Annotated in this window: 23 protein-coding genes; 2 read left to right on the forward strand and 21 right to left on the reverse strand. The window is 41.8% G+C overall.

Going from position 1 to position 22,643, the window contains the following annotated elements; all coding sequences use genetic code 11:
* Nucleotides 1–42: 42 nt before the first annotated feature.
* Together JNUCC41_RS22900 and JNUCC41_RS22905 are read right to left on the reverse strand one after the other, a co-directional pair.
* Nucleotides 43–1,056, reverse strand: coding sequence for a zinc-binding alcohol dehydrogenase family protein (locus JNUCC41_RS22900; RefSeq protein WP_192204994.1), 1,014 nt, complete (start codon nt 1,054–1,056; stop codon nt 43–45).
* Nucleotides 1,057–1,101: 45 nt separating this feature from the next.
* Entirely contained in the window at nt 1,102–2,607 is a 1,506-nt protein-coding gene (locus JNUCC41_RS22905; protein ID WP_192204995.1) for a UxaA family hydrolase, read from the reverse strand.
* A 191-nt stretch (nt 2,608–2,798) separates the two neighbouring features.
* On the opposite strand from JNUCC41_RS22905, the gene JNUCC41_RS22910 reads away from it, so the two are divergent.
* Nucleotides 2,799–3,668 carry an AraC family transcriptional regulator gene (locus tag JNUCC41_RS22910; RefSeq protein ID WP_192204996.1) on the forward strand — a complete coding sequence of 290 codons (870 nt, stop codon included), beginning with the start codon at nt 2,799–2,801 and terminating at the stop codon, nt 3,666–3,668.
* 96 nt (nt 3,669–3,764) lie between these two features.
* Here the strand turns inward: JNUCC41_RS22910 and JNUCC41_RS22915 are convergent, their stop codons facing one another.
* The 8 genes from JNUCC41_RS22915 to JNUCC41_RS22950 form a co-directional block, all read right to left on the reverse strand.
* Nucleotides 3,765–5,006, reverse strand: a complete 1,242-nt coding sequence (locus JNUCC41_RS22915) for an MFS transporter (RefSeq protein WP_192204997.1) — start codon at nt 5,004–5,006, stop codon at nt 3,765–3,767.
* A 158-nt stretch (nt 5,007–5,164) separates the two neighbouring features.
* On the reverse strand, nt 5,165–6,166 hold the full coding sequence (locus JNUCC41_RS22920; RefSeq protein WP_192204998.1) for a LacI family DNA-binding transcriptional regulator: 1,002 nt from the start codon (nt 6,164–6,166) through the stop codon (nt 5,165–5,167).
* Nucleotides 6,167–6,351: 185 nt separating this feature from the next.
* Nucleotides 6,352–7,188: an SDR family oxidoreductase gene (locus JNUCC41_RS22925; protein ID WP_192204999.1), complete on the reverse strand. Its 837-nt coding sequence runs from the start codon at nt 7,186–7,188 to the stop codon at nt 6,352–6,354.
* On the reverse strand, nt 7,185–8,261 hold the full coding sequence (uxuA, locus tag JNUCC41_RS22930; protein ID WP_192205000.1) for a mannonate dehydratase: 1,077 nt from the start codon (nt 8,259–8,261) through the stop codon (nt 7,185–7,187). Before uxuA ends, JNUCC41_RS22925 begins: the two co-directional genes overlap by 4 nt.
* Nucleotides 8,262–8,273: 12 nt before the next feature.
* Nucleotides 8,274–8,894 (reverse strand): bifunctional 2-keto-4-hydroxyglutarate aldolase/2-keto-3-deoxy-6-phosphogluconate aldolase, encoded by a 621-nt coding sequence (locus tag JNUCC41_RS22935; RefSeq protein ID WP_192205001.1) that lies wholly within the window; start codon nt 8,892–8,894, stop codon nt 8,274–8,276.
* A 13-nt stretch (nt 8,895–8,907) separates the two neighbouring features.
* The gene (locus JNUCC41_RS22940; protein WP_192205002.1) at nt 8,908–9,927 is read right to left on the reverse strand and encodes a zinc-binding alcohol dehydrogenase family protein; all 1,020 of its coding nucleotides are present in this window, start codon (nt 9,925–9,927) and stop codon (nt 8,908–8,910) included.
* Nucleotides 9,928–9,935: 8 nt separating this feature from the next.
* Nucleotides 9,936–10,946, reverse strand: coding sequence for an ureidoglycolate dehydrogenase (gene allD, locus JNUCC41_RS22945; RefSeq protein WP_192205003.1), 1,011 nt, complete (start codon nt 10,944–10,946; stop codon nt 9,936–9,938).
* A 26-nt stretch (nt 10,947–10,972) separates the two neighbouring features.
* Nucleotides 10,973–11,929 (reverse strand): sugar kinase, encoded by a 957-nt coding sequence (locus tag JNUCC41_RS22950; RefSeq protein WP_192205004.1) that lies wholly within the window; start codon nt 11,927–11,929, stop codon nt 10,973–10,975.
* Nucleotides 11,930–12,308: 379 nt separating this feature from the next.
* Here JNUCC41_RS22950 and JNUCC41_RS22955 point away from each other — a divergent pair, with 379 nt between their 5' ends.
* Nucleotides 12,309–13,226, forward strand: a complete 918-nt coding sequence (locus JNUCC41_RS22955) for a DMT family transporter (protein WP_192205005.1) — start codon at nt 12,309–12,311, stop codon at nt 13,224–13,226.
* A 333-nt stretch (nt 13,227–13,559) separates the two neighbouring features.
* Here JNUCC41_RS22955 and JNUCC41_RS22960 read toward each other — a convergent pair whose 3' ends face one another.
* The 11 genes from JNUCC41_RS22960 to JNUCC41_RS23010 form a co-directional block, all read right to left on the reverse strand.
* Nucleotides 13,560–14,198: an urease accessory protein UreH gene (locus JNUCC41_RS22960; RefSeq protein WP_192205006.1), complete on the reverse strand. Its 639-nt coding sequence runs from the start codon at nt 14,196–14,198 to the stop codon at nt 13,560–13,562.
* Nucleotides 14,195–14,671, reverse strand: coding sequence for a nickel pincer cofactor biosynthesis protein LarC2 (gene larC, locus JNUCC41_RS27175; RefSeq protein WP_286182195.1), 477 nt, complete (start codon nt 14,669–14,671; stop codon nt 14,195–14,197). The genes JNUCC41_RS22960 and larC (JNUCC41_RS27175) overlap by 4 nt, the downstream gene beginning before the upstream one ends.
* On the reverse strand, nt 14,668–15,504 hold the full coding sequence (gene larC / locus JNUCC41_RS27180) for a nickel pincer cofactor biosynthesis protein LarC (protein ID WP_192205007.1): 837 nt from the start codon (nt 15,502–15,504) through the stop codon (nt 14,668–14,670). The genes larC (JNUCC41_RS27175) and larC (JNUCC41_RS27180) overlap by 4 nt, the downstream gene beginning before the upstream one ends.
* Nucleotides 15,485–16,255, reverse strand: a complete 771-nt coding sequence (larB, locus tag JNUCC41_RS22975) for a nickel pincer cofactor biosynthesis protein LarB (RefSeq protein ID WP_192205008.1) — start codon at nt 16,253–16,255, stop codon at nt 15,485–15,487. The genes larC (JNUCC41_RS27180) and larB overlap by 20 nt, the downstream gene beginning before the upstream one ends.
* Complete coding sequence (larE, locus tag JNUCC41_RS22980; protein WP_192205009.1) at nt 16,252–17,067, reverse strand: ATP-dependent sacrificial sulfur transferase LarE; 816 nt, start codon at nt 17,065–17,067, stop codon at nt 16,252–16,254. The genes larB and larE overlap by 4 nt, the downstream gene beginning before the upstream one ends.
* A 178-nt stretch (nt 17,068–17,245) precedes the next feature.
* Nucleotides 17,246–17,878, reverse strand: a complete 633-nt coding sequence (locus JNUCC41_RS22985; RefSeq protein WP_192205010.1) for a bifunctional 4-hydroxy-2-oxoglutarate aldolase/2-dehydro-3-deoxy-phosphogluconate aldolase — start codon at nt 17,876–17,878, stop codon at nt 17,246–17,248.
* A gap of 13 nt (nt 17,879–17,891) precedes the next feature.
* Nucleotides 17,892–18,848: a sugar kinase gene (locus tag JNUCC41_RS22990; protein ID WP_192205011.1), complete on the reverse strand. Its 957-nt coding sequence runs from the start codon at nt 18,846–18,848 to the stop codon at nt 17,892–17,894.
* A 21-nt stretch (nt 18,849–18,869) separates the two neighbouring features.
* Complete coding sequence (locus JNUCC41_RS22995; RefSeq protein WP_192205012.1) at nt 18,870–19,733, reverse strand: fumarylacetoacetate hydrolase family protein; 864 nt, start codon at nt 19,731–19,733, stop codon at nt 18,870–18,872.
* 15 nt (nt 19,734–19,748) lie between these two features.
* Nucleotides 19,749–20,708 carry a C-terminal binding protein gene (locus JNUCC41_RS23000; RefSeq protein WP_192205013.1) on the reverse strand — a complete coding sequence of 320 codons (960 nt, stop codon included), beginning with the start codon at nt 20,706–20,708 and terminating at the stop codon, nt 19,749–19,751.
* 66 nt (nt 20,709–20,774) lie between these two features.
* On the reverse strand, nt 20,775–21,722 hold the full coding sequence (locus JNUCC41_RS23005) for a U32 family peptidase (protein ID WP_192205014.1): 948 nt from the start codon (nt 21,720–21,722) through the stop codon (nt 20,775–20,777).
* Complete coding sequence (locus JNUCC41_RS23010) at nt 21,719–22,630, reverse strand: dihydrodipicolinate synthase family protein (RefSeq protein WP_192205015.1); 912 nt, start codon at nt 22,628–22,630, stop codon at nt 21,719–21,721. The genes JNUCC41_RS23005 and JNUCC41_RS23010 overlap by 4 nt, the downstream gene beginning before the upstream one ends.
* Between the last annotated feature and the right edge of the window lie 13 nt (nt 22,631–22,643).

The following is a 22,643-nucleotide window of genomic DNA, read 5'->3' on the forward strand; positions in this document are numbered from 1 at the left end:
AGTGCGTTTTATGAGGTCGCCCTTACGAAGCATACCTAATGCTCATATTTCGACAATAGCCTTGATCACTTTAGCTTCAGGAGTTAACCACCCTTCAAACTGATTGATCATTTCATCCAAATGTGTGCGGTGTGTAATATACTGGCCCATATCCAGCTTGTCATTCTTCAGCGTATTCACAACATAATCAAAGTCATCCCTTGTTGCATTGCGGCTTCCCATTAATGTAAGCTCTTTACTGTGGAATTCAGGATCATTAAAGGTAATATCCGCTTTAACTAAACCAACATAAATCAGCCTTCCGCCGTGAGCAGGATATTTGAATGCATCCATCATTGACTTAGCATTACCTGTCGCATCAAATACCACGCTTGGCATATCTCCATTCGTCAATTGGGCTAATTTCTCCATTGGATTCTCCAAAACGTTCAAAGTATAATCGACATTTGCCCATTTGCCAGCAAACGCAAGGCGTTCATCATTTACATCCATTGCGATCACCTTCGCACCCTGTTCTTTAGCGAATGCCATGACTCCCAAGCCAATTGGACCGGCACCAATTACCAGTGCAAATTCCCCTTTATGAATAGCGGCGCGCCTAACTGCGTGTGCCCCTATACTTAAAGGCTCTATCATTGCGGATTGGTCAAGTGTAAGACCTTCCGTTCTCACCAAATGATTATAAGGCACCGTCATCCACTCACTCATGCCGCCTTCAGCATGTACACCCAAAACTTTCATATCCGTACAGCAGTTCGTTTTTCCACTCCTGCAAGCCAGGCATTTTCCACATTCCATATAGGGGATGATCGATACTTGATCCCCGACATTCAACCCTGATTCATTCTCCGGTATGGATTCAATATAACCGGATAATTCATGTCCAAGTATTCGAGGATAGCTAAAAAAGGGTTGATTACCACCATAGGCATGAATATCCGTACCGCATATTCCTATGCGGCGCACACGAATCAAAGCTTCTCCTGAGTTTGGAACCGGTTTTTCCGACTCGATCATCTTAAATTCAAAAGGTCGTTCACAAACAATACTTTTCACTGAATAACACTCCTTTTTAATAACTTAATAAATATGTATCACCTGTTAGAGAATGACGCCTTCTTTAAAAATGCTTATCTCCCTAAAACCGAATTTTTCATTATTCGTTTTCTTTTTACCAGATGAAAGTTCAAGAATGTATTGGAATAAATCGTCCTTCAATTCCTCGATCTTTCGACCTTCAATTAACTGCCCTGCATTATAATCAATCCAGTGTTTTTTACGATTGGCTAAATCTGAATTCGTTGCTATTTTCACAGTTGGCACCGGTCCGCCAAATGGTGTACCCCTTCCCGTTGTGAACAGGACGATATGTGCTCCCGCTGCTGCCAAAGCCGTCACCGAAATCAGGTCATTTCCAGGAGAATTGATTAAATTCAAACCATGCTTCACTACCCGTTCACCATATGGGCTAACATCCACTACAGTGGCATGGCCGCCTTTTTGCGTGCACCCAAGTGATTTTTCCTCCAGCGTACTTATGCCGCCTTCCTTGTTTCCAGGTGAAGGGTTTTCATAAATTTCCTGATCATGGCGAATGAAATACTGTTTGAAATCATTAATAAGCCCAACGATTTTATTAAAGGTTTCTTCATCTCTTGCCCTGTTCATCAATATCGTTTCCGCTCCAAACATCTCAGGAACCTCTGTCAATATCGTGATCCCTCCATTTTCTACAATAAGGTCGGAAACAGCACCAACCAATGGATTAGCGGTAATGCCTGAAAAACCGTCGGAACCTCCGCATTTCAAACCTATTTTCAACTTTGAAAGCGGTACTGGCTTGCGTACGAACCCTTCGGCATATTCCACTAATTCTCCCATTAAACGCAAGCCGCTCTCCAATTCATCTTGAACCTCCTGGGCTTTTAAAAATTTAATGCGATCGGGAGGAAATTCACCAATGACATCTTTAAATGCTTCGATTTGATTGTTCTCACATCCTAATCCTACAACTAAAACCCCTGCTGCATTTGGATGTTGAGCCAAGGCAGCTAAAAGTTTCTGTGTATGTGTCAAATCATCACCCAATTGAGAACAGCCGTATGGGTGGGAAAAGTGATGAATCCCATCGATTTGCCGATCTTTAAACTGCTCATTTCCCATTTTAGCGAGAACTTCACATGTTTTATTGATGCAACCAACCGTGTTGATGATCCAGATTTCATTCCGGATACCCACTTCCCCATTTTCACGGATATATCCTTCGAAGGTATGACTTTGACTTAGCTCTTTGGTTTTTTGACTGCTAGGTTGATAGGAATAATCCAATATACCATGCAAACCGGATGCTAGATTATGGGTATGAACCCAATCGCCGATGGAAATATCTTCTTTTGCTTTTCCGATCGAGTAGCCGAATTTGATTACATCTTCCCCTCGGTTTACCGGTTTCACTAACATTTTATGCCCTTTGGGAATGTCATCACTTGCCTTTACATTGATCATTCCCCTGTCCTCCGTTTGAATTTGGAGGCTCTGTCCTTTATGAATTTTCTCCAAGGAAATAACAACATCATCATTTGAATGCAATTGAACAAATTTATTCATTTTGTCCCCTCCTTATCACGAGTGAAGACGTTCAAAACCAAACGTCAATCCATTCAGAAAGCCCTTTCATTTTTCGCGTGAACTTTTTTAAATCTATTTTAATTTTAACATCAATTTTTGAAATATAAATTGCGTATTTTGCTATAAATATACTCATTCTTGTTGTATTATACTTTCAGGAGATGAACGAAATGAAAAAAATTCATAATGCATTAAATCATGATTTACTCTTCCCATTTTCTTTTGTCTATCAAGATACGAAAAGTCCCCAGAATGAATTGTCCGATCATATGCATGACTACTATGAAATTGTTTATGTTTATAATGGTAAGGGGACCTTTTTTATCGGTGATGTGTTTTATGATATGCAGCAAGGGGATGTATTCCTGATCCCTAATAATACGATTCATAGGGCTTTACCCAATAAGGACGATCCCGTTACCTCCACCATTATCTTTTTCAGTCCCACATTGATATATAAAGATATGGTTGATGATTCTTTTTCATATTTACATTTGTTTGACCTGACAAAAAAGAGTAAGAATTATAAAATATCATTGCCGCAAAAGAAACAAGAAAAGATGGAGGAACAGCTACAACTCATCCTGCAAGAAACATCTAGCGAATCAATTGGCTCGAGGCATGCTTGTTTGCTGACCGTTCATCAAATCATACTCGATTTATACCGCACTCGGATAAATGGCAAAGAAGATTTACCAGAGGGCAATAGCTATAGTTCAGAATGGATCAAAGATATTTTAATCTATATCAATGAACATATCGATGAAGCATTGACTTTGACGACTCTTGCACAAAAAGCTTTGGTCAGTCCCGCTCATTTCAGCAGAGTTTTTAAGGAAACGACTGGAATTGGCTTAATAGTATATTTAAATACGAAAAGAATCATCAAGGCAAAAGAACTTTTACTGGAAACGAATCACACCATTGCCCATATTGCTGAAATGTGTGGTTTTGTAAGCATGCCCCAATTTTTTCGTAGCTTTAAAAAATACAATGAAAAGACGCCAGCAACATTTCGAAAAGAAAATCGGATGCGCTAAGCATGCCTAATAAATATGAAAAATATTAATTCTTTAAAAATGGAAGTGTCATCCCTTGATATTTCCTTTGGGAGACACTTCCATTCTGATAATCTATTAAACAGGCTTTACTATCGGTCTTACAAAACGGATGACTGCAAGCGATGCAACGATGGCCAATCCACCTGCAAGCAAGAATGCAACTGTGTATGTGCCTGAGGTATCGACAATATATCCTGTTAACGTCGGTCCGATGATACCTGCTGTATTTGCCAAGAAATGCATAAAACCTCCAACAGATCCAACATTACCAGGATCGACAACATCGTTGACGATTGCCCAGTAAATGGCACCAGTCAAATAAAGGAAGAAGACGGAAAGTGCGACAAGCGTAACCGCACTGACCGTTGTGGATACCAGTCCGGCAAAACCGATACATACCGCCGATAAGAACAAACATGTTACAAGAACGAGCTTACGTGAGAATAAAACACCTTTTTGAGCGAATTTTTTAAAGAAGAAATCCGACACGAAACCACCTAAAGCAAGTCCGATGAATCCAAAAATCCAAGGAATCACAGTGATGATGCTCATATTTTCTACACTTAGGCCGCGTGCATCCACCAAATAGCTTGGGAACCAAGTTAAGAAAAAGAAGAGAATATAGTTGTAAGAAAAAAAGGCGAGAGCAGTAAATAAAACCGTTTTTTGTTTTAAATAAAAGGTGAATTTCAACTTCCCTTCCGATGTTGCCGCCACATATGATTTCCCCGTATGTTTCTGTTCTTTTGAATCTTCTGGTTTTTCTTTAACGAATTTCCACCAGCAAATCGCCCATATAAGACCAATCACCATTATGGCAATGAAAGAAACTCTCCATCCATATGAGATGGCAATAAATCCAACAATCGGACCTGCTATGGCGCCACCAAGCGGGGTACCGCTATTCGTCAAACCAACGACAGATGCCCGTTGATTCGCTGGGAACCAGTTATTCACCATCTTATTGATGGTTGCCGAAAGAGGGCCTTCGCCCATTCCAAACAAGATGCGAATGACGATTATACTGGCAAAACCGACAGCCAGTACAAGAGCACCACTGAATAAAGACCAAACGATCATCGCCACGAAAAGCGTAAGCTTTGCACCCCATCTATCGGACGCCATTCCACCAAGGAAATTAAATATGGCATAACCAACTGAAAAGCTACTAAAAATAATCCCCATCTGTGTCGCTGTTAAGGATAAATCATCTTGGATGAACGGAGCTGCAATGGATAGTGCAGATCGGTCCAGATAATTTATCACCCCTGCCAAGAACAAGAAAACAATAACCATTCCTCTACCATTTGAAAACATAAAGTACCCCCCTATACGTTTCTATAAATGCAGCAGCATTTTTGGAAACGTTTCCATTTAATAACCAAGAGTAAAGCCTATATGACCTTTAACTAAATCGGTTTAGAATCCCCGTATAAAAAACGTTTCTTTTTCACTAGGAATTCTTACAAACGGTTCTAGCAAGAATTCCTTGAAAGCAATGTCGGTTTCAAGCGATGTACGCTTGTATCCTCTTTTCCTGTTTTATTGATTTGACTAAGCAGTAACTCTGCTGCCAAGTTGGCCATTTGAATGGCAGGCTGATTAACCGTAGTGATGGTCGGTGTATAGAAACTGGCATAGGGTACATCATCGATCCCTATGACCGCCATGTCATCAGGTATATTTATTTCGTGCTGTTTCATATAACGCAACACTTCATTAAGTACGATATCATTTCCTGCCAATATGGCTTGAGGCGGCTTTTCCAATTCAAAAAATTCTGAAAGTGCAACCAGAATTTCATCTGCGTTCACTGTTTTAATATAGTCTGAATTGAATGGAATCCCATGTGACGCGAGGGAATCCTTGTACCCTTGGATCCGTTCGATACGAGGACTGATATCGCGTATGATTGAAGTGGTTATGATTGCAATGGTTTCATAACCCTTTTCAATAAACCTGTCGATCGCTAACTTGGAAGCAAGATGATTATCGAGCATGACAGTTGCAATATCCAATTCTTCGATCGTCCTATCCATGAAAACAATCGGGAAATGATCACTCTTCATACGTTGATATAAATCCAGATTGTCCCCTGTGGGGAAAATGATGATCCCATCCACTTGTTTAGCTCTTAGCATTTCAATATAATTCTTTTCCTTTTCAGGATTGTCATCTGCATTGCATACGATAATATGGAACCCTTGTTCATAAAAGTAGTTTTCAATAGCTCTAATAACTTGCGTTGAAAACGTATGAAGGATATTGGCAACCACTACCCCGACGGTAAAAGTGGATTTTTGTTTTAAACTGCGTGCTATTATATTAGGCTGATAGTTTAACTCTTCTATTGTTGCTTCAATCTTTTTCCTGGTTTTTTCACTCATATATTCGTAACGTTTGTTAAGGTATTGGGAAACTGTGCTTTTTGATACTTTAGCGTGATTGGCGACATCAGTAATTGTAATGGTTTTCATTTCATTCATTCCTGTCGTATGGTTTCAAATCTCTAATACCAAAATGGCTTAGATATATAAGGAATATTCTATTATAATTAGGAACGCTTTACAATCACCTTCTGATGCAGTAAAAAAGTCAATTTCCCATACCGTGGAACTAATTTAATCACGGTCACTTGTTTGCCTTTTTATTGGACCTGAATTCAGACACCTGAGTATGCCATGAAGCCGCCATCAACTGGTACCGTAATACCTGTGACAAAGCCCGAATAGGATTCATCAACGAGCCAAAGCAATGTACCAAGTAAATCTTCGGGCTGCCCAAAGCGCTTCATGGGTGTTGATGTAATGATTTTATTAGATCTTGCCGTCAGGCTGCCATCTTCATTAAGCAGAAGATCCCGATTTTGCTTCGTCAAAAAGAATCCTGGAGCAATGGCATTCACCCGTAAACCTTCCTCGGCAAAATGAACAGCCATCCACATCGTAAAATTATTTATCGATGCTTTGGCAGCACTATATGCTGGTACTTTAGTCATTGGAGCGTAGGCGCTCATGGATGATACATTTACGATAACAGGTGCTTCCACTTGCAATAACTCTTTCCCAAAAACCTGACTCGCCAAAAATGTACCGGTGAAATTACTGGCAAAAACCTGGGAGAAACCCTTTTCATCCAAATCAAAGAAGGATTTTCCTTCTGCTTCTTCCCCATATTTCTCTGGAGCGGTAATGGCATCAGGATGATTGCCTCCCGCTCCATTTATTAATAGATCCACTCTTCCTAACGATTCTATTATTTTCCCTTTTGCATTTTCCAATGAGGCCCTATCCAAAACGTCTGCCGCGATGGATATCGCAGTCCCCCCAGTTTGTTCAATGAGTTCGACCACTTCTTGCCCTTTTTCCGCCGTTCTGTTCAATATAGCTATCTTGACACCATGGCGGGCCAATTCCACCGCCATTTTGGAACATAAAACACCGCTGCCTCCAGTGATCACTGCCACCCTGTTGGATAAGTTTTCATGAATGGGAATCATGATTTTTCACCTAATTTAGTAGCTTCATATGCATCCCATAATCCGAGCAAATACATGATTCCTAATGCTCGGTCATATAAACCGTAACCTGGGCGGCAAACTTCACCCCATATATGGCGGCCATGATCCGGTCTGACATAACCAGTATAATTTTGCTTATTCAATTCTTCCACAACGCCCTGTATATTGATCGATCCATCCTGAGTATGATGGGATGTTTCCACAAAGTCACCGTTTTCATAGATCTTCACATTGCGTATATGGGAGAAAGGGGAACGGTTAGCATACTTTTTAGCCACCTGGACCATATCATTTTCAGGGTTTGCCCCCATCGATCCTGTACACAAGGTAAACGCATTCGCTGGTGAATCAGAAATCGAAATCAGTTTTTCATAGCTCGACTCTCCGGTGATGATTCTTGGCAGGCCAAAAATGGACCATGGCGGATCATCCGGGTGTATTGCCATTTTTATACCGCAAGCCTCGGCAACAGGTAATATTTCTTTTAGGAATATTTCAAGATTCGCCCATAGTTGCTCTTCGTCCACAGTTTTGTAAGATTCGAACAATTCAGAAATTCGATCCATCTTTTCTGGTTCCCAACCGGGTAAAGTTAAATCTGAAGCTTCCGTTACAGTACGTATTAAATCTTGCGGATCTAACGTATCCACTTTCGCCTTTTCATAAAACAGGGCAGTTGAGCCATCTTCCAAAGGATGGAACATTTCCGTCCGAGTCCAATCAAAGATCGGCATGAAGTTATAACAAATGACTTTCACTCCAGCTTCCGAAAGATTCCGGATCGTCTCTTTGTATTTCTCTATATAAATCATGCGGTCTTCGTTACCCAATTTAATCGATTCATGGACATTTACACTTTCTACGACATCTGTGTGAAAACCAAATGATTGGATAAACTCAATTTCTGCTTGGATTTCTTCCTTTTCCCAAACCTCACCAACAGGTTTTTGGTGAAGTGCCCAAACAATCCCTTTCACTCCAGGAATCTGTTTAATGTGCTCCAACGTAACCGTATCATTGTCTTTCCCGTACCATCTAAATGTAATGTTCATCATGCACCTCCATTATTCTGCAATTTTTTGCATGTATTTTCGGCTTAATTCCACTGCGGCTTCATAGCCGCCATTTTGATAGGCTTTGTTCAAGTCACTGCCGATTCCGATTGCTACCGCGCCTGCATTCAGCCAGTCCTTCATGTTATCCAAATTAATTCCGCCGGTTGGCATGATCCTTACTTTGGGCAATGGACCATTAACCGACTTGATGAAAGAAGGTTCAAAATGGTTTGCCGGAAATAACTTCAAAACATCACAACCGGCTTCCAATGATGTAGCCATTTCTCTAATTGTCATGCATCCAGGTATATAGGGAATACCGTATCGATTACAAAGTTCGGCTACGCCATTGACAAAATAGGGGCTGACGATAAAATTGGCGCCAGCTAAAATCGCATGCCGAGCCGTTTCAGAATCTAGTACAGAGCCTGCTCCTAATAGTGCATCCGTATTTTGCAATTCTTTGAAAGCTTCTTCAATTCCCGGTGTTGTATAAGTCAATTCAATTGCCTGAATACCGCCTTCCACAGCTGCTTTAGAAAGTTGTGCCGCCTCCTTTGCATCCTGTCCCCGGATAACAGCTACAACTTTCGTTTCCGTTATTCGATGTATGATTGAATGTTTATCCATATCTCCTACCCCCTTAATTAAAAACGATGATCGCTTTTCGAACTTGTTCGGGATGATTTTCAACAAAATTAAATGCTTCCTGGATATCATCGAGCGAAAATGTATGGGTAACTAAACCTTCATGTCTGAGTTTTCCTTCATTCAAAAGTTTTACCACTTTTGGGAACTGATCGGTTTGCAATCTAGACCCCTTCACCGATACTTCCTTTTTTGTGATCGGTAGCTGGGAAACCGATGAAGGACGTTCATCAAAACCGAGTACGACAATCCGCCCCGCCGTTGACACGGCATCGAAGGACAATTCAAATGTCATCGGCAAGCATACTGCATCAATGACGACGTTGGCCCCTTCGCCATTCGTCCATTCTTCCACTCGTTTTTGAACATCTTCTTTACCAGCATGGACGGTGATATCGGCGCCGCTTTCTTTAGCGAATTCCAAACGCTCATCACTTAAATCCGTGATCATCACTGATGCTCCTTGAAGCTTTGCCATCTTTAATATGCAAATGCCAATAGGCCCAGCTCCCTGGATAAGCACTGTTTCCCCTTCCTCCACTTCGCCTCTCCATACGGCCTGTGCGCCGATAGTGTATGGCTCAGCCAATACTATTTCTTCCCACGCTAAAGCGGGATCCACGACATGTAATTGTTTCTCCGGAAGGACGAACCATTCCCTCATTCCACCGTCTTCATGCACGCCAAAAACGGACAGTTTTTCACAAACATTTTGGCGGCCTTTGCGGCAGGCATAACATTCCCCGCAATAACTGATGGGCTCAATAACAACGTGGTCCCCCACTTTTATGCCCGCGACATCTTGACCTATCTCCACAACTTCTCCCGCTACTTCATGTCCAACGACTCGCGGCAGTGTAGCAAGTGGATTCGTACCATGATAAATATGCATATCCGATCCGCAAATCCCGACTCTTTTTACTTTCACAAGGACATCCGTCGAGTTTGAAATCCGAGGTTTTTCCACTTCTTGAATGATCAGTTCATGAGCTTTCCGTACTTGAACCGCTTTCATTTCCCCACCTACTTTGTAAGAAATTCATAAACACTTGATGCTATCGTAATACCTTGTTTCAGGTTTTTTTCCTCATTGATTTGTTCAAGCTCACCCGGTACATATACGCGATCGAATCCTGGAGCAGGTTCAACCTGTCGAAGCTCTTCGATCATTTGATCCATTTGCTCTAAAAATATATCAGTATCCGTAAAGAACGAAGGATTAATTACACAAAAATAATGTCCCAGCTTCCGTTTCTTATCAAGGTCGCCATACATTTTCCCAATGTGCGGGCCAAATGCCGCACCGGCCAATAATCCAGAAAACACATCCACAATTACGGATAGGCCATAGCCTTTCGGACCTCCGAAAGTGGAAAGGGAAACGACTTTATTCGGGTCTGTCACATTAGCTCCATTTTCATCCACTCCCCATCCTTCAGGGATTTCCTTTCCTTCTTCGCGTGCCTGGAGGATTTTACCCAGCGCAACATTGGATGTTGCCATATCAAGAATAAATGGTTTCTTCGTTTTGGCAGGAACTCCGTAAGCGATTGGATTGGTACCAAGAAATGATGCTTTTCCTCCGAACGGGACCACAATTTTATCGGTATGTGACATCGCGATGCCAATCAACTTTGCATCAGCGGCTTTTTGAACGAAATAGCTTAGTGCTCCGCAATGACTGCTATTAAAAACTGTCACCATGCCAACGCCATTTTCTCTAGCCATATCGATTGCATGGTCCATGGCCACGTCGCTAATCACATGCCCAAAACCATCATCTCCATCAACCACACCGGTAACTGGCCCTGTCTTTTGGAAGGAAATCCGGGCATCGGGATTTATGCCTCCTGCCTGTAAACGGTTCACATAATGCTCTGTTCGCAAAACACCATGGGAATTGACGTTTCTGAGATCCGCATGAACCAATACTTCCGCGATTTTTCCGGCATTTTCTTCATTTAAACCCACTTTGGTCAGCTGTTGTATGACTAATCGTTTTGCTTCCTCTGCTTGTATAGTTACTGTTGCCATTTTCTCCCCCCATTTCTTTCAATCATCTATCTTTCTATAACAGCCTCATTCTGTATGAAAGGCATCACTTCATCCAAATAAGGTAAGCCTTCATTGTCGCCTGCAACAGTTGTGACAAGAGCTCCTACACCGTTTGCGAATGTCAACCTTTCATCAATTGGTAAGCCATGAAGATATCCGTAAATATAACCTGCATCATAACCATCTCCCGCACCAACAGTATCAACAGGTATAACCGGGAATGCTTCTTTTTCATGCCATTCACTTTTGGTATATAGTTTTGAACCATGTTTCCCGTCCTTAATGACAAGCTGATCAATATCATTCACCATTGCGAATTCCGCCAAAGATTCTTTAGAGTCCGTTCCGATGATCAATCTTATTTCATCCAAACCTGTAAGCAAAATATCAACATATGGAAAAATATCACTATATACGGATCTTGCTTCCTCGATGGACCATAGCTTTAATCGGATATTCGGATCAAAAGAAACAGGTATATTTTTTTGTTTTGCAATATCCATTACCCTCTTGGCAATATCCACATTTTTGGGATCTATGGCCAAAAACACGCCAGTAAGGTGGACTATATCAACCTCTTCAAACATCTTCTCTGTTATATCTCCCGGATTTAAAGTTAAAATGGGAGATTGATGGCGGTAATAAAATGTCTTTCCGGAACCATCTTCCCGGATTTCTTTAAAGTTAAGAGATGTTGGATATCCATTTACATAGGCAACATCACTCATGTCCACGCCTTCCCCACGAGCGAAATTATAGATAACTTTTCCGAATTCATCTTTGCCCAATCGGCTTATCCATTTTGCCCGCATTCCAAGCCTTGCACAACCAATCGCAAAATTCAGTTCAGCGCCTCCTACTTTTCGCTCAAAACGGTTTACGAATCTTAGAGGTCCTGTCTCTTCCGGATTTAGCGTAATCATGCCGTCGCCAAGCGTTAAAACACCATATTTTGATGACAATACAGTACCTCCTTCTTTCGAACAATCACAAATGAAAACAAAAAACATTTGATCATATCATATTTAGCTAAATCGATTTAGTAAAGTACTAAACCGGTTTGGTAAATCATAAGGAAATTGTAAATGAAAACCCTATCAAAAACAATAGAAAAGTTTGATAATTTTTAATTTTATTTTTATTCGCAGTTTTCCCATTTTATTTTTTGGTAAAATTTATTATTGCGGTAAAGTGGAAGGAATTATTCCTTCCCTCTTTTTAATGATTAAGAGTTTCTGATTTTTCATCCTCGGGCTTTCCATTAAATTTACTCTTTGCTATTAATTTGGAGAAAGTTGTATAATATATCAATTGTTAAATAAGTTTGAAAGGTTGTTTGGAATGAGTCTTTTGAGAATATACATCTTACTTACCGGAATAATGATTACATGGGGGTTAAATGTCTCGGTTATTAAAATTTTAGTTGCGAATACACAGCCCGTAACAATAACCTCTTTGAGAATTTTTACTGCTTCCCTTATAGTCATTCTTATCCTTTTCTTCTTTGGACTAATACGCCTTCCTAAAAAAAGTGAACTTTTTTACGTTTTTGGAGGCGCACTTTTGAGTGTCGTTTTTCATCATTATTTTTTAGCTGAGGGATTGACGAAGACTTCTGCATCGAATGCTGGACTGATTTTGGGCATGGGGCCAATTTTGACAGTCATCTTGACCATGATATTCTTTCGTAAAAAGCCCACTTTAATCAGGCTTTTGGGCTTTATATGCGGTGCCATGGGTGTGAGTTTTACCGTTATGGCAGGAAGTGGAGGACTTCATTCTATTAATCTGGGGGATGTGGATATTTTACTTTCCATACTTTCACAGGCATTAAGTTTCATACTTATCAATAAAGCCTCAAAAACAATGGACCCACGATTACTAACCGGCTACATGATGCTGATTGGATCTTTTATTCTTTTTGCCATCAGCTTATGGAAGGAACCAGAGGGCTTATCTTCACTGGCAACTGCACCGTCCTCCATCTGGGGAGCTTTCATTTTCTCCGCCATTTTCGCCACTGCCCTCGGGCACATGAGCTATAATTATGCCATTGGTAAGGTAGGTGCAGCCGAATCATCCATTTTTCTTAACTTAAACACCTTATTCTCTTTGTTAGGGGCAGCATTTTTCCTTAATGAAGCCATTGTACCTGCACATTTCATTGGACTTATCTTCATTGTTTCGGGGGTATTGCTTGGCTCAGGTGCAATTGAAATATGGATTCTTCAAAGGAAAAATAAACGTATTTCTGCCTAGCGGCAACGGCAGCCCCTAGATTCAGGTACCTTTCTTCATACCAGAATAGTAGACCCTATGACACTACCATCCCAATGGCTTAGCAGTGTCATAGGGTCTTATTATATATTGTCCATCCTCTCCTCCATCTACAGATAAAGCCTTTCAAACAAACTTTCAGTATAATAATTGGAGATTCATATCAGTTACAATATATCCCTATATTCACATGGACATATCCATTGAAGTATGCCCATTATGACAAGCTTGATTGTTTGTTGAATTAATGAATATAAAAGAGACTGTCTACGGATTACAGACAGCCTGAGATTCCAGTCACGCTTATAAAATAAATCAATTAGCCCAGATTGCAAACAAGCCTTCTGTTACACCCAATTTGTATATATAGTAAAGTCCGAATGCAAAACTTAAAGCTCCCGCCATTTTGATGAAGATTCGGTTTAAAACGATGTCCTTACCATTCAAAGCAAAAGGTATGCCTAGTAAAGTTGTAAAGCACAGCATGCCAATAATCGTCCCTGCGCCAAATATAATGATATAGATGGCTCCTTCACCTATTCCGCTTACGGTCGACATCGTTAGAATGACCATTGCGGCACTGCCCGCGAGACCATGGACGAACCCAATCAAAGCAGACACCAAAAAAGGGCGAAATCTATCTTTGTCGTTCGTGATATTAGGGCAAGCTTTAAATAAACTTTTCGCCCCTAGCATAACAAGCATGATACCAACGCCGAATTCCAGCGTCATGCTTAACGACTCTGGAATTTCCCCTTTCATCCAAATGAATAGCATACCTATAAAAAACAGCGTACATGTATGGCCTATTCCCCAATACACCCCCGTTAGAGTGGACCGCGATAATTTTTTCGTTTTTCCTGCAGTGGTTGCTACGGCAATAACATGATCCGGCTCTAACGAATGCTTTATTCCCAATAGGAACCCTAATGAAAGAATCGACACCAAGCTCATTTCTCTATCACTTCCCCGAGACACTTCCATACTTCTTCATAAACCCTTTTAAGGGGTATATTGTACAGAACGGCAATTTTACGGCAATCTTCATATTCAGGTGCCTGCTGTATGGGTTGGCCCTCATGGAAACCTCTCTTTATCGTCACTTGCCCCCATTGCGTGTCTACATATAATAATGATCGTTCGAGTCTGTGCACGGTAAGAGGATAGTAGCGTATACCGAGAGTCGTCGTTTCAGCAAATAATATCTTCTTGATTTTCGAAATCACCTGCTGTGAACAGAGAAGTTGCAATAACACCCCTGGTCGATTTTTTTTCATGAAGATAGGCGTATAAAATACATCATTTGCTCCTGATTCAAACAACAAATCCATTACATGACCAAGCCATTCACCGGAAATATCATCTAGATTCACTTCCATTTTTACCATTTGTCCATCAAGATGCTCATGATCAGGTGGGCGCTTCATTGGATCTCCCCTATAATAATGCGAAGGACGTTCGGATGATTTTCAAATGTTTTTGTCCCCGCACCATAGCCAATCGATTCGACAGTCATGGCTGGAAGCGAACCAAATTTTTCAGCTAAAACCGCAGCGATGGCAGCACCGGTTGGCGTTGCTAATTCAGAACGAATAGCGTTTGAGGCAATCGGTACCCCCTTTAATATTTCAAGTGTGGCAGGTGCAGGAACCGGGTATATGCCGTGATCAATATGTATATGTCCAGATCCCGTTGGAATGGCTGATGACTGAACTGATTCAATACCTAGCTGTTCGATTAAAATTGCAGCCCCGATTATATCTATTATCGAATCTACAGCTCCTACCTCATGAAAGTGAACTTTATCAAGCGGAAGCCCGTGTATGTGCCCTTCCGCTTCACCAATCTTCTTAAATATGGCGAGTGACATGTTTGTTACCGATTCATTAAGGTTCGCCTCATTGATAGCTTCTACAATTTGTTTGTAGGTGCGGCTGCCATGATGATTGTGAAGTGCATGGCTATGGTTGTGTTCATGTTCATGACTGTGGCTGTGATCACCATTATGGCTGTGCTTATGTCCATGACTGTGGCTGTGTTCATGTGGTTGCTCTGATTTACTGGTAAGAATGACATCAAATTTAGTACTCGTAATGCCATTTTTGACGACTTTCCCCCATGACAGAGTATATTCTTCATCTATATTCAGCTTTTTTAACTCTTCTTCCATTTGTAAAGGGTCTGCACCCGCATCGATCAACGCACCAATAACCATATCTCCGCTTATGCCGGAAAAGCAGTCAAAATATAATGTCCTCATCATCATTGGCCTCCTTTTTATGTACAAGTTTGTATATAATCGCTGCATTGTAGGCTGCACCAAATCCATTATCGATGTTCACCACACTTACACCCGATGCGCATGAATTAAGCATGGATAAAAGGGCCGATAAACCGTTAAAATTGGCACCATAACCGATACTTGTCGGTACAGCAATAATTGGATTCGTGACAAGGCCTCCTAACACACTTGGGAGAGCCCCTTCCATCCCCGCTACACAAACTGATACGGTGGCTCCTCGTATCTCATCTATATTATCAAGGAGGCGGTGCAGCCCAGCAACACCAACATCGTATATACGCCTGACTGGAATACCTAGTGTTTCGGCCGTCACGGCTGCTTCTTCAGCAACGGATAAATCTGATGTCCCGGCGCACACAATTGCAATATATGAACCAACGGATTTGGGTTTTTCTTTAACCCAAGCAAGTGTCCGGGCCATATCGTTATACTCAAATTCACTACATTCTTTTTGTACAAAAACTGCTTTTTCCCGAGAAATTCGAGTCACAAGCACAGAATCATTCCTTGTCCGCAGGGATTGTACAATCGTTAAAATTTGCTCAGCCGTTTTCCCTTCTCCAAATACAATTTCGGGAAAGCCTTGTCTCCTTTTTCGATGATGATCAATTTTTACAAACCCTAAATTCTCATATGATGCAAGTTTTTCCTTTGCTTCCGCTGCTGTCAATGAACCATTTTGAACCTGCTCTAAAATATTGTCGATCATAACATTTCTTCCTTTTTTAGCGCTATATTCATACTTCCGCTTGTATAGCCCGTTAGATCCAATGATACATACTTATAACCAAATTGCTTCAGTCGTTTCGTGATCGCCACATGGTATTGGAGAACTCGCGGCATATCAACGGGTTCAACTTCAATTCGGGCAGTATCCTCATGCGTCCTGACTCTTACCTGATGAATATCCAATGATTTTAAGTAAGCTTCTGATTTATCCACTTTCGTCAACTTTTCCTTCGTAATGATATCGCCATATGCTATGCGTGAAGATAGGCAGGCGAATGATGGTTTATCCCATGTTGGCAAACCGGCTTGCTTGGACAATTCTCTTATTTCTTCTTTGTATAAACCGGCTTCCAGAAGAGGTCCCCTGATTCCTTTTTCTTTAGCTGCTTTCATGCCTGGACGAAATTCGTTAGCATCATCAGCGATGACACCATAAATTATATTTTTAAACTCATATTCTTCAAGAATAGGAAGCAGGTGATCAAATAAACTACTTTTACAAAAGTAACAGCGATTCTGATTATTTTCTGAATATCCAGGAATGGCCAACTCCGAAGTTTGAATGACTCGATGGTTGGCACCTATCCATTTTGATAGCATAATGGCTTCTTTCAACTCACTCGACGGATAGGTTTCCGAATCTGCTGTAATGGCTAACACATTATCATAACCCAAAGTCTCAATCGCAACATTTAGCAAAAAAGTGCTGTCCACCCCTCCTGAAAAAGCGACCACTACCGACTCCATTTTTTGGAGAATCCCCTGCAGATTTCTATACTTTTCTAGTAACATAGCACTTTTCCCCTTTCTGGTTTGTCTAATTTATCCACTCTCCGCCATAATACTCTTGATGGACTACTATAAGATTAAACGAGATACATCAAATTGGCAGGAAAGGAGGAAATGAACACAGTCATACTATCATTACCAGTGCCTATTGGACCAAAATTCATATAAGCTACGTATTGCTTTAGTTTTTTTGTACGATGGCTGCGAATTTTTTTGCCATTTCTGTCAACCTGGTATAATCCTCACCCGTAGTCAATTTCGCAGGAGTGATCAATGAACCACCAAGTCCTGCCGCGATGGCACCTGCCTTAAAAAAAGATGCAAGGTTGTCAAGGTTGACACCGCCAGTTGGCATAAGGGGAATGTGAGGAAACGGTCCTTTAAGATTTTTAAAGTAGCTAACACCCAGTGTATCTGCCGGAAAAACTTTGACAATGTCAGCTCCATGCTCATAAGCAGTCAATATTTCGGTTGGTGTGAGCGCACCGGGGATACTAATAACGCCATAGCGCTTTGCCATTTTAATCGTTTTGACATTGACGATGGGAGAAAAGATAAATTCCGCCCCTGCCATGATGACCGCACGGGCCGTTTCAGGATCCAATACCGTGCCGGCACCCGCTATGATATCATCACCGAACTCCTCTTTCACTCTTTCAATTAAATGGCACACTTGGGGAGTTTCCACCGTTATTTCAAGTGTTCTGATGCCTCCCTCTTTCAGGGCCCGGGCGATTGGTATAATTTGGTCTGGGCGTGCACCCCGAATGACGGCGACCAGCTTCCCATGTTTAAGCTCTTCAAGTTTAGTCATTTTTTCCACCTTTCTACCTCGTCACATCGTCAGTGCCGCCACTCATGAACAAAGCGAGGTCGGCACGGACCGGTAAACCCTCAACATCACCATTTACCATCGTTGCCATTGCCCCCATGGCATTTCCGCGCCTTGCAGCCTCATATAGAGGCAGTCCATCAAGTAGGCCGGAAAGTACACCAGATGCAAAAGCATCACCAGCACCGATGGGATCCACGACCCGTTCCACATGGAATCCAGGTACGTATGTTTTCGGTACAGACGGGGCTGAAATTAAAGAGCCCTCTTTGCCCAATTTAAGTAAAACTGTTTCAACACCGAGTTCATGAAAATGATCGGCTAACATCTCCGGAGTATGGGAACCGAATAAAAATTCAGCTTCCGCCACCCCAGGCATGACGATATCACTTTTCGAGGCGTACTTTGTTATGATGTGACGCGCTTCATTTTCATCCGACCATATTTTCAAGCGAATATTCGGATCGAAGACGATTTTTGTTCCGTTTTCTTTAGCAATGCGGATCGCTTTATCCAAGAGCGACTGACACGCATTCCCTAGTGCGGGGGTAATTCCGGTAATATGGAGATAAGCTGCGTCTTGGATGGCGAGATCAGTTAGTAATTCCGCCGTCATTTTGCTAGCTGCCGAATCTTTCCGGTAATAATAAACTCTGGTATCATTCAGCCGTCTGTATTCTTTAAAAAAGACTCCGGTAGGCGCATCAGGATCTCTTGTTACATAAGAGATATCAACACCTTCTCCGCGAATGAACGATTGCATGGCATCGCCAAATTCATCCTCGCCGAGACGGCTTATCCAGCGTGTCCTATGACCGAGTCGGCTTAGCCCGATCGCGACATTGGATTCCGCACCGCCGAACTTCATTGAAAAAGATCGGGCGTGGCGAAGTGGACCTTCTTCATTCGGGGTAAACACTGTCATTGTTTCTCCGATGGTTACAACATCCATGTCATCACCTTCTTCCTCTTGTCATGCTATTACGTGATTAGAAAGCGTGCCGATCTTCTCAATGCTGACGTTCATCCGGTCACCGTTTTTCAACCAGATTTTCGGATTCCGCCCCATTCCAACGCCAGGTGGCGTACCAGTTGCAATCAAATCACCCGGCATCAGTGTCATGGACTGTGATAAAAATGATATGATTTTCGGAACCGTAAAAATTAGGTTGCTTGTATTTGAATCCTGCATAATTTCACCATTTAATTCAAGCGAAATCTCTAGATTGTGGGGGTCTCCCACTTCATCTTGCGTCACGATAAAAGGACCAAATGGCGCAAATGTGTCCGCCGTTTTGCCTCTCGACCACTGGCCATCCTGAAATTGCAAGTCTCGGGCGCTAATATCATTCATAATTGTATAGCCAAAGATGTAATCATTCGCCTCTTCTTCAGATACATGTTTCGCTTCTCTCCCAATGACAAACGCAAGCTCTGCTTCAAAGTCGACCTCGGTTGAATTAATTGGAATTTCAATCGCATCATTATGGCCGGCAATGGCATTTGCATATTTGGTAAAAATGACCGGTGATTCAGGAGGCTCCATCCCCGTTTCCTTGCAATGATCAAAATAGTTAAGTCCTACGCAAATGATTTTATCCGGCTTTGCGATTGGCGGCAGGATCTTTACTTCTGACAGCTTGAATATTGCATCGTCATTAACTCGTTGCTCAATTAACTGTTCAGCACGTATTCTAAATTCTCTGCTGCGTTGTATGAATTTTTTCATGCAAGTTGGAAATTCTTCTGGACCAAGAGCCGTTAAACTAATGATTTGATCATTTTTAACAAGACCGATGTGTTGTTCGGTTTGTATGGAAAAAGTCGCTAATTTCATATTTTTTCCCCTTTCCTAAGTCAAAGCGTATGGTGTTATTTCTCCGTTTAAGACCTGAACGATATTTCTCGCTGCCTTTTGACGAAGTTCAACCATTGCTTCCTCTGAATACCAGGCACTGTGCGGCGTAATGATGACATTGTCCATTGTGAGTAGCGGGCTATCGGTGCTGACCGGCTCTTTCTCTGTCACATCAAGTGCTGCACCTGCAATTACCCCTTTTTCAAGTGCATCAGAAAGTGCTTTTTCATCGATTATCGGTCCCCGTGCCGTGTTAATGATAACCGCATTTCTCTTCATTTGTTTAAGGCGCTCCTCATTGATCAGATGGTATGTATCATCAATTAAGGGCACATGGATCGACAAATAATCAGCTTCTGCCATAATTTCGTCGAGCTCCATTTTTTGAACCCCAATCGCAGCCATGTCTGCCGCCGATACGAAAGGATCGTATGCAGCAGTTTTAAAGCCGAGCGGTTTCACCTTTTCAATGAAACGGCGCGGAATCCGACCAAAGCCTAGAACCCCAACAGTTTGCTCGTTAAATCGATGAATCGGGACACACACCTTAAAATCCCAGTTACCTTTTTTCACTTCATTGTTTAACAGTGTCACTTTCCGCGCGGAAGAAAGTAAAAGTGCCAATGCATGATTCGATACTTCTTCCATGCCATAATCCGGTACATTGGCGACAGTGATCCCCTTTTCCTTAGCCGCATTGAGATCAATTGTATTGACGCCAACACCGTAGCGGGAAATGATTTTGGTGTTTTCAAGCGAATCAATAACTCGGCGTGAGATAGGAGCATATTGATTCAAAATTGCATCCACTTCTTTTGCCTGCCCCATTACTTCTTCTTCAGTTTTGCATTGCGCTTTGATGAATTCGATTTCCAGACCGCTTTCTTGAAAAATCTCTTCTTCATATTTCAAATGTTCAAATTCGTAATCCGTTATTAATATTTTAAATGACATTTGGGCTCAACTCCCTTTTAGTAATAAATACATGAATATCAGAGGGGATCCCTCACGTTAATATCATTATTTAACTGCTGCCTTTTCAATTTTCGCAATTCCGAGTCCTTTTGCACCGAGTTTTGATGTTTTTGCTTCTGGATAGTATCGTTCGATCATTTGAATACCAATTGCGGCACGGCGTACACGTTCCTTTGTGAGTGAGATGTTCGTACTTTCCCATTGTTTTCCTGATGGATATACATCTGGGTGATTACGAAGACCGAATTTGATGTAGACAGGCGCCAATACACGGATTATTTCCGGTATTTCATAATAGCGAAGAAATCCTCCGAAAGTGTCCGGAACTTCAACGTATAAATCAATTGGAATGTCTATTGATTGTCGGATCGCTGCAAGTTTAGACAGCGTTAATGCAGGTGGCACGTTGTAGGTATCCGCACCGATGTCTTCCATTAATTTGACGGATACTGGATTGGCTGACCCCATTTGAACCGATACTTTAACAACAAAGTCTTCCGGAAGCTGTCCGTATTTTTTCATTTCTTTCGTTAAAAGAAGGAGTCCTTCATCCGCAACTAACGCACCGCGAAGACCTAGTGCAGCCCCTCTTTTCAGGTCTTCCATGGCATAAACAAGCTGATCGGAGCCCTCATGGCGAATTCCCTGAGATTTGCCTCCTGTCGTAAGTGGTCCCGCACTGACATCCCATGATCCCCTGGGACCGACAAACAAACTCAGCTCCATGCCACGCTCTGCTGTCATTTTACACATTTCTATAATTTCTTCATCGGTTTGAAGCATGATGCCGCTGCCTTGAGATATTCGGTGAATAGTCAAACCGAGCCGGTCAATTTCTTTCAATGTTTCTTTCAGTGCTATCGGACCTTCTACGCTTGGGAGTTCAATGCGGTATTGAGCACCGTCTGGAAATGTTTTCGTTGATGTAGGAAGTTCTTTTAAATCAGTTGATGGATATCCTAATTGTTCGAGCAAGTCTCGTGATTCTTTCATTTTTGGACGCCTTCTTTCATATTTATATTTTTTAAAAGAACAGCTACTTTGTCACTCAAATCAGCAGGGTATACATCGCAAGGTGCACGGTGTCCAGCCGCAACGTCAAACCAGCGTTGATGAACCGCTTCTTTCATGGCAGTAAAAAATGTCGGACCGTAATTGTATACATCCATCAGTTTTGAAATCACTTGATGATTTTTCTGTGCTTCAGCAAGGTCACCTTTATGATACGATTGATATAAATCAACGGAAATTTCCGGTGCAAAGACAGCGCTTCCATTAATGCTTCCCGCTGCACCAATCATTTGAGCCGGAAGCAAGTGCTCGTCAAAAGCCGAGAAGACTCGGAAATCACTGCGAACTTTCTTCACTTCCGCCAGCACTTGACGAAGGTGCCCGAAATCACTGACCGTCTCTTTAATACCAGCAATGTTTGAATGATCTTCAGCTAATTTTTTAATCAATTCGATTGATAAATTTTGACCTGTCAGAAGCGGGATATTATAAATGAAAACTTGCAGATTAGTATGATTCGCTACACTGGAAAAATGACGGTATAATTGGTCGTCAGACAGCTTCCAGTAATACGGGTTGACTACGAGAACACCGTTCGCTCCATGCTCTTCTGCATAAAAAGTCAGTTCTTGCACCTCTTTTAATGCGGTATGCCCGACTCCAACCATGACAGGCACTCGTCCGTTAATATGCTTGATCATTTCGCGTACATATAATTTTCTTTCTTCCGTAGTAAGCGACGAGAACTCACCTGAACTTCCCATCAATAAAATACCGTCTATATTCCGTGAGATTAATAGGTCGATATAACTTCTGTTCAGCGCCATATCCAAGTTCCCCGATTCATCAAATAAGGTGACTACCGGTGGAATGATGCCGTGAAAGTCCATTGTTTTTCCTCCT

The sequence above is a fragment of the Brevibacillus sp. JNUCC-41 genome, from assembly GCF_014844095.1.
Lineage (GTDB): Bacteria > Bacillota > Bacilli > Bacillales > DSM-1321 > Peribacillus > Peribacillus aracenensis.

Bases quoted from the DNA above. Each gene is read 5' to 3' on its own strand.
- JNUCC41_RS22905 (WP_192204995.1), bottom strand. From the start codon at position 2,607: ATGAATAAATTTGTTCAATTGCATTCAAATGATGATGTTGTTATTTCC.
- JNUCC41_RS22910 (WP_192204996.1), top strand. From the start codon at position 2,799: ATGAAAAAAATTCATAATGCATTAAATCATGATTTACTCTTCCCATTT.
- JNUCC41_RS22915 (WP_192204997.1), bottom strand. From the start codon at position 5,006: ATGTTTTCAAATGGTAGAGGAATGGTTATTGTTTTCTTGTTCTTGGCA.
- JNUCC41_RS22920 (WP_192204998.1), bottom strand. From the start codon at position 6,166: ATGAAAACCATTACAATTACTGATGTCGCCAATCACGCTAAAGTATCA.
- JNUCC41_RS22925 (WP_192204999.1), bottom strand. From the start codon at position 7,188: ATGATTCCCATTCATGAAAACTTATCCAACAGGGTGGCAGTGATCACT.
- uxuA (WP_192205000.1), bottom strand. From the start codon at position 8,261: ATGAACATTACATTTAGATGGTACGGGAAAGACAATGATACGGTTACG.
- JNUCC41_RS22935 (WP_192205001.1), bottom strand. From the start codon at position 8,894: ATGGATAAACATTCAATCATACATCGAATAACGGAAACGAAAGTTGTA.
- JNUCC41_RS22940 (WP_192205002.1), bottom strand. From the start codon at position 9,927: ATGAAAGCGGTTCAAGTACGGAAAGCTCATGAACTGATCATTCAAGAA.
- allD (WP_192205003.1), bottom strand. From the start codon at position 10,946: ATGGCAACAGTAACTATACAAGCAGAGGAAGCAAAACGATTAGTCATA.
- JNUCC41_RS22955 (WP_192205005.1), top strand. From the start codon at position 12,309: ATGAGTCTTTTGAGAATATACATCTTACTTACCGGAATAATGATTACA.
- JNUCC41_RS22960 (WP_192205006.1), bottom strand. From the start codon at position 14,198: ATGAGCTTGGTGTCGATTCTTTCATTAGGGTTCCTATTGGGAATAAAG.
- larC (WP_286182195.1), bottom strand. From the start codon at position 14,671: ATGAAGCGCCCACCTGATCATGAGCATCTTGATGGACAAATGGTAAAA.
- larC (WP_192205007.1), bottom strand. From the start codon at position 15,504: ATGAGGACATTATATTTTGACTGCTTTTCCGGCATAAGCGGAGATATG.
- larB (WP_192205008.1), bottom strand. From the start codon at position 16,255: ATGATCGACAATATTTTAGAGCAGGTTCAAAATGGTTCATTGACAGCA.
- larE (WP_192205009.1), bottom strand. From the start codon at position 17,067: ATGTTACTAGAAAAGTATAGAAATCTGCAGGGGATTCTCCAAAAAATG.
- JNUCC41_RS22985 (WP_192205010.1), bottom strand. From the start codon at position 17,878: ATGACTAAACTTGAAGAGCTTAAACATGGGAAGCTGGTCGCCGTCATT.
- JNUCC41_RS22990 (WP_192205011.1), bottom strand. From the start codon at position 18,848: ATGGATGTTGTAACCATCGGAGAAACAATGACAGTGTTTACCCCGAAT.
- JNUCC41_RS22995 (WP_192205012.1), bottom strand. From the start codon at position 19,733: ATGAAATTAGCGACTTTTTCCATACAAACCGAACAACACATCGGTCTT.
- JNUCC41_RS23000 (WP_192205013.1), bottom strand. From the start codon at position 20,708: ATGTCATTTAAAATATTAATAACGGATTACGAATTTGAACATTTGAAA.
- JNUCC41_RS23005 (WP_192205014.1), bottom strand. From the start codon at position 21,722: ATGAAAGAATCACGAGACTTGCTCGAACAATTAGGATATCCATCAACT.
- JNUCC41_RS23010 (WP_192205015.1), bottom strand. From the start codon at position 22,630: ATGGACTTTCACGGCATCATTCCACCGGTAGTCACCTTATTTGATGAA.